This is a genomic window from Thiocapsa sp. (genome assembly GCF_022340925.1).
GTDB lineage: Bacteria > Pseudomonadota > Gammaproteobacteria > Chromatiales > Chromatiaceae > Thiocapsa.
On sequence record NZ_JAJDNA010000115.1, the window covers coordinates 23,093 to 30,776 of the forward strand.

9 protein-coding genes are annotated in these 7,684 nt (G+C 65.0%); 5 read left to right on the forward strand and 4 right to left on the reverse strand.

The window, feature by feature from the left end:
• Positions 1-31 precede the first annotated feature (31 nt).
• Positions 32-1,261 carry an ATP-binding protein gene (locus tag LJE61_RS13890; protein WP_296913682.1) on the forward strand — a complete coding sequence of 410 codons (1,230 nt, stop codon included), beginning with the start codon at positions 32-34 and terminating at the stop codon, positions 1,259-1,261.
• 105 nt (positions 1,262-1,366) lie between these two features.
• On the opposite strand, the gene LJE61_RS13895 is transcribed toward LJE61_RS13890, so the two are convergent.
• Positions 1,367-1,546 (reverse strand): PA3496 family putative envelope integrity protein, encoded by a 180-nt coding sequence (locus LJE61_RS13895; protein ID WP_296913680.1) that lies wholly within the window; start codon positions 1,544-1,546, stop codon positions 1,367-1,369.
• Between the two features lie 212 nt (positions 1,547-1,758).
• Here LJE61_RS13895 and LJE61_RS13900 point away from each other — a divergent pair, with 212 nt between their 5' ends.
• The 3 genes from LJE61_RS13900 (at position 1,759) to gluQRS (ending at position 4,056) form a co-directional block, all read left to right on the forward strand.
• Positions 1,759-2,457 (forward strand): cytochrome b/b6 domain-containing protein, encoded by a 699-nt coding sequence (locus LJE61_RS13900; protein WP_296913677.1) that lies wholly within the window; start codon positions 1,759-1,761, stop codon positions 2,455-2,457.
• Positions 2,458-2,609: 152 nt separating this feature from the next.
• A complete protein-coding gene (gene dksA / locus LJE61_RS13905) occupies positions 2,610-3,044 on the forward strand; it encodes an RNA polymerase-binding protein DksA (protein ID WP_296913675.1) in 435 nt (144 codons plus the stop codon).
• Between the two features lie 28 nt (positions 3,045-3,072).
• On the forward strand, positions 3,073-4,056 hold the full coding sequence (gene gluQRS / locus LJE61_RS13910) for a tRNA glutamyl-Q(34) synthetase GluQRS (protein ID WP_296913672.1): 984 nt from the start codon (positions 3,073-3,075) through the stop codon (positions 4,054-4,056).
• Here gluQRS and galU read toward each other — a convergent pair.
• From galU to lapB, 3 genes are all read right to left on the reverse strand, one after another.
• Complete coding sequence (gene galU / locus LJE61_RS13915; protein ID WP_296913669.1) at positions 4,029-4,904, reverse strand: UTP--glucose-1-phosphate uridylyltransferase GalU; 876 nt, start codon at positions 4,902-4,904, stop codon at positions 4,029-4,031. The two genes, gluQRS and galU, sit on opposite strands and share 28 nt — an antisense overlap.
• Before the next feature lie 100 nt (positions 4,905-5,004).
• Positions 5,005-5,703 carry an orotidine-5'-phosphate decarboxylase gene (gene pyrF / locus LJE61_RS13920; protein ID WP_296913665.1) on the reverse strand — a complete coding sequence of 233 codons (699 nt, stop codon included), beginning with the start codon at positions 5,701-5,703 and terminating at the stop codon, positions 5,005-5,007.
• Between the two features lie 121 nt (positions 5,704-5,824).
• Positions 5,825-7,027 carry a lipopolysaccharide assembly protein LapB gene (gene lapB, locus LJE61_RS13925; RefSeq protein WP_296913731.1) on the reverse strand — a complete coding sequence of 401 codons (1,203 nt, stop codon included), beginning with the start codon at positions 7,025-7,027 and terminating at the stop codon, positions 5,825-5,827.
• A 421-nt stretch (positions 7,028-7,448) separates the two neighbouring features.
• On the opposite strand from lapB, the gene LJE61_RS13930 reads away from it, so the two are divergent.
• The coding region (locus LJE61_RS13930) for an SDR family NAD(P)-dependent oxidoreductase (protein ID WP_296918688.1) at positions 7,449-7,684 on the forward strand (236 nt) is incomplete at its 3' end.

The following is a 7,684-nucleotide window of genomic DNA, read 5'->3' on the forward strand; positions in this document are numbered from 1 at the left end:
CAGACATGTGAGAGCACCGTCCACGAGGATCATGTCGCTCCTGCGCAAGACGCCGACCTGCCCGACACATGGTTGCGAGCTCGTTTTGTCGCACCATGGCAAGAAGACCAATCTGGGTCATTATTTCATCGAGGTGGTGGGCGCGCCCCTCTTGTATTGCCCCAGATGTCTCGAGAAGGGCCGGGACACGTCCGTCGAGATCGAGCCGGCGGCGTCGAATGCCTTCCTGAAAAGGCTGGTGCGTGTGCTGGAAACCTCCGAGTTCCCCGGACTCCTCCACAGACCCAGGATCCGTGTCGACTTCAATCCGTCGAAGACGGCCCTGGACGGCGCTCGGGCCCGACAACTCGCGGCCCCCGACGCCACGCCCGCCCGGAGCGCCGGCCCCAACCCGTCGGATGAGGAAGAGGAGACACGGCTGGAGGGGATCGAGCCGGTCGAGCCCCGGCATACGCTCGACCAGCTCATCCTCGACCAGGACACGCTCGAGCGCATCCGGGAGGCAACCAATGTCCTGATCTCCCAGGACCTGATCTATGAGACATGGAACCTCAGCTCGGTGGCGCGAACGGGCCGCCGGGTCGCGCTGAATTTCTTCGGCCCACCCGGCACCGGAAAAACGCTTGCCGCCGATGCTCTCGCGCATCTTCTCGGCAAACGGATCCTGCGTATCAGCTACGCCGAGCTGGAGTCAAAATACGTCGGCGAGACCCCGAAAAACATCAAAGCCGCCTTCGCCAAGGCAGCGGAAACCGGAGCCCTGCTCTTCTTCGACGAGGCCGACTCGATCCTTGGGAAGCGCCTGGTCAATGTCTCCCAATCGGCCGACAACAGCATCAATGTTGCCCGCAGCACGACGCTGATCGAGCTCGACAACTTCAACGGAGCCGTCATCTTCGCCTCGAACTTGGTCAAAAACTACGACACCGCCTTCCTGCGCCGCATGTTGGCGCATGTCGAGTTTCCACTCCCCGCCACCGAGCAGCGAGAGAGGATCTGGCACTGTCACATCCCGCACCAACTGCCCCTGGCAGCCGACGTCGATGTCGAGGACCTGGCACGATACTCAGAGGGCGCGGCCGGCGGAGACATCCAGAATGCGGTCCTCCTGGCCGCGTCCTACGCCTCCATGCGCCAAGGTGCCGAGCAGGTCGTCACACTCGCCGACTTGAAGCGCGCCATCGCTTTCATCCTCGACGGCAAGCGCAAGATACTCGAAGTCGACCCCGGCATGGGCGACCGCCGACCGGATTGGAGCTGAAGCGGCTCGATGCGAGACGCCCGCCCCGGGGGAGAAAGGCGGGGAGCGCTCCTGCCATGCCGCGCCCACGGGTTGAAGCCGTTGCGGTCAATGTCCCTGCCGAGCTCAGCTCAGCTCATCGAAATCCGGATCATCGAGTAGCTCGCGCAGGCGTTTGAGCTCGCGCATGTGCTCGATCCTTCGACGAACCATGAGATTCGCTGCCGGACTGCGTACATCCGGGCTGGTTATCGATGGCACGCGTTCGCTCGACTCCTCGCCGTAGCTGCTGTCGTTGTCCAACATGTCCATCACCTCAGGTCATACAACGGGGCCTTCGGCCGCTATCTAACCGAAGCGCTTCTCGGTAGAAAGACAAATTTTTCGATCGTCACGATGAACTTCCACGATTCAGCCCGCGAATAACCCCAGATTGAGGCAAGAAGCCCGCCTCCGGGTTGCTGCGAACCAGCTGGCGCTTCAAGATAGCGGGTTTGAGCAGAAGAGGAGTTGCGGGCGTGAGCGAACGTCGTGTCCTGGTCTGGGATCTACCCACTCGCCTGTTTCACTGGATCCTGGCGCTGCTGGTCGTGGCCGCTTTCGTGACCGGGTTGCAGGGCGGCGGACTCATGGAATGGCATGGCCGCATCGGTCTGCTGATTCTTGGGCTGCTCGCGTTTCGACTCGCCTGGGGAGTCTTGGGGTCGAGCTATGCGAGATTCGGCCAGTTCGTGCGCGGCCCCTCCGCAGTGGTCGCTTACCTGCGCGGTCGCTGGCACGGCCTGGGCCACAGCCCGCTGGCGGCCCTGTCCGTCCTGGCCCTGCTCGCCACGCTCTTGCTTCAGGCGCTGACGGGGCTGGTGGCCAACGACGACATCGCGTTCACGGGCCCCCTCTACGAGTTGGTCTCCGCCGCGGCCAGCGACCGACTCTCCGGACTGCATCGTCAGAATGCATGGCTGATCGGCACGCTGGTCGGCTTGCACCTGTGCGCGATCCTCGTCTATACGTTTCTCCGGAAGGATGACCTGATCAGGCCCATGATCCATGGATATCGGAACGCGCCGAGCGAGACCGCGACGTCGGCCACCGGAGGTGGTTGGCTCGCCTTCCTCGTCGCCCTGTCCGTCGCTGTCGCGGCGGTCTGGATCGGCGATGGTGGACTTCTCCCACCGGCCCCGGCACCCCCGCCGCCCGGGACGATCCCGACCTGGTGAGGCGGGTCGCGCCCGACAGAATCACCGGGTAGACGCCAATGCGGTTGCCCAACTGCCGCTGATCTGGTACTTAAGGGCGTTTTTCGCGGCTGGTCCTAAACTAAGGGATCGGGCGCTTGCCACCCACCACGAGAGCCTTCGGGAGTACATTGATGGCCGAAGCGAATGCAGATCAAGCCAACGTGTCCGAGTTCGAGCCCTATCGCGTCGGGCCGGACGAGGACTATATGAGCCCTGACCAGGAGGCGCATTTTCGGGAGATCCTGCTCGCTTGGAAGCAGTCACTGATGGAAGAGGTCGATCGTACCGTCCATCACATGCAGGACGAAGCGACCAATTTCCCCGACCCCAACGACCGCGCCACTCAGGAGTCCGAGTTCAGCCTGGAGCTGCGTACCCGCGATCGCGAGCGTAAGCTGATCAAAAAGATCGACGAGGCCCTCAGCCGCATCGACGAGCACGAGTACGGCTATTGCGAGGCTTGCGGTGTCGAGATCGGGATCCGCCGTCTCGAGGCGCGCCCCACGGCGACACTCTGCATCGACTGTAAGACACTCGACGAGATCCGAGAACGGCAGCGCGGCTGACGCCGAGCCTGCTCGCCGCCTTGAGTCCATGCCAGGCCAGTCCTGCCTCGGCAGAGTCGACTATCGAGGACGCTTCGCCCCGTCCCCGACCGGCCCCCTTCATCCTGGTTCACTCCTGACTGCTGTTGCCAGCTACGCGGATGCCCGTGCGCATGCCGGGGCCTGGTTAGTGCGGATCGAGGATCTGGACCGCCCACGCGAGGTCCCGGGTGCCGCGGATCAGATCCTGCGCACACTGGAGGCCTTCGGTTTGAACTGGGACGAAGCCGTGGTCCGTCAGAGCCGGCGGGCCGCGGCCTACCGGGAAGCACTCGACCGGCTCGACACGGACCAGCTGACCTATCCGTGCGCATGCAGCCGGGCGGAGATCGCGCGAAACGGGCGGCCCGGCCCCGAAGGGCCGGTCTATCCCGGGACCTGCCGCGACGGTGTGCGAGTCGGGCGAAAGGCCCAGACCATCCGGTTCCGTGTTCCGGAAGGTCCCATCGGATTCCATGACCGGATCCAGGGGCGGCAGGTGCAGAGTGTTGCCGAGTCGGTTGGCGACTTCGTGGTGCGGCGAGCCGACGGCCTCCCCGCCTATCAGCTTGCCGTGGTCGTCGACGACGCCTGGCAGGGGATCACGCACGTTGTCCGTGGGGCGGATCTGCTCCTCTCCACTCCCCGTCAGGTCCTCCTCCAAGCGGCCTTGGGTCTCGGCCGGCCCGGCTATGCCCACGTCCCCTTGGTCGTCGATCACCAGGGCCGCAAACTCAGCAAGTCCCTGGCGGCGGCCCCGATCGAGATCCGGAATCCGTTTCCGGCCTTGCGCCTCGCCTGGAATCTGTTGGGCCAGCCCCCGCCGCCCGCGGATCTCCCGCCCGGGGAGTTTTGGACTTGGGCCATCCCCAACTGGGCAATCTCGCGGATCCCGGCCTGCGGCGCGATTCGGTGCGACATCCCGCCGCTGATGGGCGAGCCAGGCACGGTCTGTCGCCGGGTCGGCTATTGCTTGCCAAAAGCGCGCAGATAGGCGGAGAAGCGCTCGCCGAGCTCCGGGTGCGCGAGACCGAATTCCACGCTCGCCTCCAGGTACCCCAGCTTGCTTCCGCAGTCATAGCGCTTGCCTTGGAAAGGGTGTGCGATCACCGGCTCATCCTTGATCAACGCGGCGATGGCATCGGTCAACTGGATCTCCCCGCCGGCACCGGCCCGGGTCTGCTGGAGCTTCTCGAAGATCTTGGGCGTCAACAGATATCGACCAACCACGGCGAGATTCGACGGCGCATCCGCGGGCGCGGGTTTTTCCACGATCGAGACCACACGCAACTCGCCTTCGGGACCAGGCTCAACCTTGACAATGCCGTACTTGTTGGTGTCCTCGCGCGGGACCTCTTCGACACTGAGTACGCTGCATCCGAAGCGCTCATAGACATCGGACATCTGCTCCACAACGCCCTTGCCATGGGCACGAATCAGGTCGTCCGCGAGGATGACGGCGAACGGCTCGTCGCCCACGACCGAGCGTGCGCAAAGCACCGCATGGCCCAAGCCCAAGGCCTCCGCCTGGCGAACGTAGATGCAGGTCACCGCGGGCGGAAGCACGTTCTGCACGATATCGAGCAGTTGATGCTTTCCGGCATTGGCCAGCTCAGCCTCCAGCTCGTAGGCCTTGTCGAAATGATCCTCGATAGAGCGCTTGTTTCGCCCGGTGATGAAGATCAGCTGTGTGACGCCGGCCGCCTCGGCCTCCTCGGCCGCGTATTGGATCAGCGGCTTGTCTACGATCGGCATCATCTCTTTCGGACTCGCCTTGGTGGCCGGTAGAAACCGGGTGCCAAGCCCAGCCACCGGGAATACCGCTTTTCGGATTTTCGCCATCGAGTCATCTCCTTGCTGTTGGAGCAGCTTCTAATCGTCGGTCGGATCGGATCGCCTCCGACATGGATTGTCACACGCGACGCCGGGTTTGTGCTCCCGGTCACATCGGGAGCGAATCCTCGATGTCCGCCAGTGCCGCCACCGGATCCGGCGCCGCGGTGATCGGCCGGCCGATCACCAAGTAATCTGCCCCAGCCGCCAAGGCCTCGCGAGGGGTCATCACGCGCCTCTGGTCGTCGAGCGAGGCCGCAGCCGGTCTGACCCCGGGCGTGACCAAGATGAAATCGGGGCCTCGCGCGGCACGCACCGACGCGGCCTCCAACGGGGAGCAGACCACGCCGTCGAGACCTGCGGCATGCCCGAGCTCGGCCAGTTGCAGCACCCGCTCGGTCGGTTCGCCGGGGCAGCCGATCGCCGTTAGATCCTGCTTTGCGAGACTGGTGAGCAGCGTCACACCGACCAGTAACGGCGGACGGATCATTCGATCGAGCCGCTCCCGAGCGGACTCGATCATGCGCGCCCCGCCCGAGACGTGCACGTTGAGCATCCAAACCCCGAGGTCCGCCGCCGCCGCGCAGGCCTCCGCGACGGTGTTGGGGATATCGTGAAACTTCAGGTCGAGGAAGACCTCGAAGCCGCGCGCCTGCAGCGTCTCGACAAACGCCGGCCCCAGGCGGGTGAACAGCGCCTTTCCCACCTTGAGTCGGCAACGCGACGGGGTCAGACGCGCGACCAGGTCGAGTGCAGGCGCCTCGGCCGCGAAATCGAGAGCCACGATGATGCGCTTGGGTTCTGTCAAAGTCTGCCCCTGTCGGTTCGGATCGGCAACCGGCTCCGCGCAGCGGATGATGGATCAGCGTCGACGCCTGGAGCCGGCTCCGGAGACAGCCGACCCACGTGCGCCCGCAATCCAACCCCGGCTAGGCAAGCCGCCGCTCATGGAGCACCTCGTCGCCGATGATCGGCTCAGGCTGCACGGGAACGACGCATCCCCAGCAGCGGCAACTGGGACATTGCCAATGCAGCGAACGCGCCTGGAATCCGCAGTGATCACACTGGTAGACAGGCTGACGTGCGAGCAGATGCCGGATCACCTCGAGGGCAACGCGGACGCGGTCGCGGCCTGGTCGATCCGCCTCCGGTGCCTGACTGGCCTGCAGGGAAAAAAGCCGTTCGAGCGCTGCCAGGTCTGCGTAGCGCGATAGATATCGGGTCAAGAGCTCCATTGCCGCATCCTGGCCTTGGCTCTCGGCAACGACCTCGCTGAGGCTCAAGATGAGAGCCGGACTGGAATGGCGTCGCGCGAGCCCTTCCAGGACGCCGGGCACATCGTCACGGCCCAACTGACGCAGGGCCTCGATGAGCTCCGGCAGGACCTCGGGCACGTAGGCCGCGTGCTGCTCGGCCACCTGCATGAAGAGGCTCCACGCCCGCTCCGGATCGCCGTCCGCCAGCGCCGCGCGCCCTTCGAGCATCATTGCGCGCACGCAGCCCGGGTCCGCCTCGTGGGCAGAGCGCAGCTCGGCTTGAGCGCGGGCCGACCTTCCGGCGCGCCGCGCCTCTTCGGCCAACTCACAGTGATACTGAGCGATCGCAACGCCCATCGGATGGTCGGTCAGCGGCTTCAGCCGCTCAGTCACCTCGAGGCACTTCGCCCAGTCGCGTTCCTGCTCATAGAGCTCGCGGAGACTCTGAAGTGCGCGCTGTTGATTGAGCCTCAGCTCGACAAGCTCCTGGAAAAGGAGCTCTGCCCGATCCAGCAGGCCAGCGCGCATATAGTCCTGACCGAGCTCGAAAAGGGCATCTCCTCGCTGCTCCACGCTCAGGTTTTTTCGTGCGATCAGGTTCTGATGAATGCGAATTGCGCGGTCGACCTCACCGCGACGACGGAACAAGCTGCCGAGGGCGAGGTGCGTCTCGACCGTCTCGCCGTCGACCTCCACGAGCTCGAGGAACATGTCGATGGCCTTGTCCGGCTGCTCTTCCAAAAGGTAATTCAGGCCACGCAGGAAAGCAGGGTGTGGAGATGAACGCTCATTGCGGCGGAGGGGAGTCCCGCGGCGGGCCATCCACCATCCGGAGGCCGCCGCAAGCGGAAGCAGCAAGAACAGAAGCTCCATCATCGGCTTGGCCCGCCTGGCGGCGCGGGCGGCGGTGGTGCGGCAGGAGACGACGCAGATCCTCCGCGCGCCTTTCTCCAGGGCGCTCCTCGGCCCCGCCGGAAGAGCGCGCAGCGAACCCTCGCCCCAGCCGGTCTGTCCCAGGCCTGAGAGCGGTGGCGACCGGCGAGGCTCTGCGCGAGACAGCCCGAGCGGACGCCAAAACGGACCGGGCAACAGCCAATCTGATATTCTGAATGAACTGATCTGCTCACCAAACCAATGATACAGGCTAGCCGAGCAACCCGCATGAACAACGCTCGCTGCGCTCGAGCCGGCCGGTCGGGCACGGTTTGGTCATCCTCCGCGCAGCCCCATGTTGCGGCTGAAAGCGCCCAGCCGGCGGGCGCATCGAACCGCCGGCCAGCATTCGGGAGTGCGTAGCGTGAACGAATTCACTGGAAGAACCGTCATCATCACTGGGGCGGCTGGAAACCTTGGCCGCGCAACCGCGGACGCCTTTGCCCGTCGCGGCGCGCGCCTGGCGCTCGTCGACCTGGACCTCGATGCACTCCGGTCCGCTCAAGAGGCGATCCCGGAGGGGAGCGATTCGGCTGTCTTCGCGACGGACCTGATGGACCCGAGCGCGGTGTCAAAGATGGCCGATGGCATCAAGGCGCG

Coding starts and splice junctions, on each gene's coding strand:
- lapB (WP_296913731.1), bottom strand. CDS start 7,027: ATGATGGAGCTTCTGTTCTTGCTGCTTCCGCTTGCGGCGGCCTCCGGA.
- dksA (WP_296913675.1), top strand. CDS start 2,610: ATGGCCGAAGCGAATGCAGATCAAGCCAACGTGTCCGAGTTCGAGCCC.
- gluQRS (WP_296913672.1), top strand. CDS start 3,073: ATGCCAGGCCAGTCCTGCCTCGGCAGAGTCGACTATCGAGGACGCTTC.
- LJE61_RS13890 (WP_296913682.1), top strand. CDS start 32: ATGTCGCTCCTGCGCAAGACGCCGACCTGCCCGACACATGGTTGCGAG.
- galU (WP_296913669.1), bottom strand. CDS start 4,904: ATGGCGAAAATCCGAAAAGCGGTATTCCCGGTGGCTGGGCTTGGCACC.
- LJE61_RS13895 (WP_296913680.1), bottom strand. CDS start 1,546: ATGTTGGACAACGACAGCAGCTACGGCGAGGAGTCGAGCGAACGCGTG.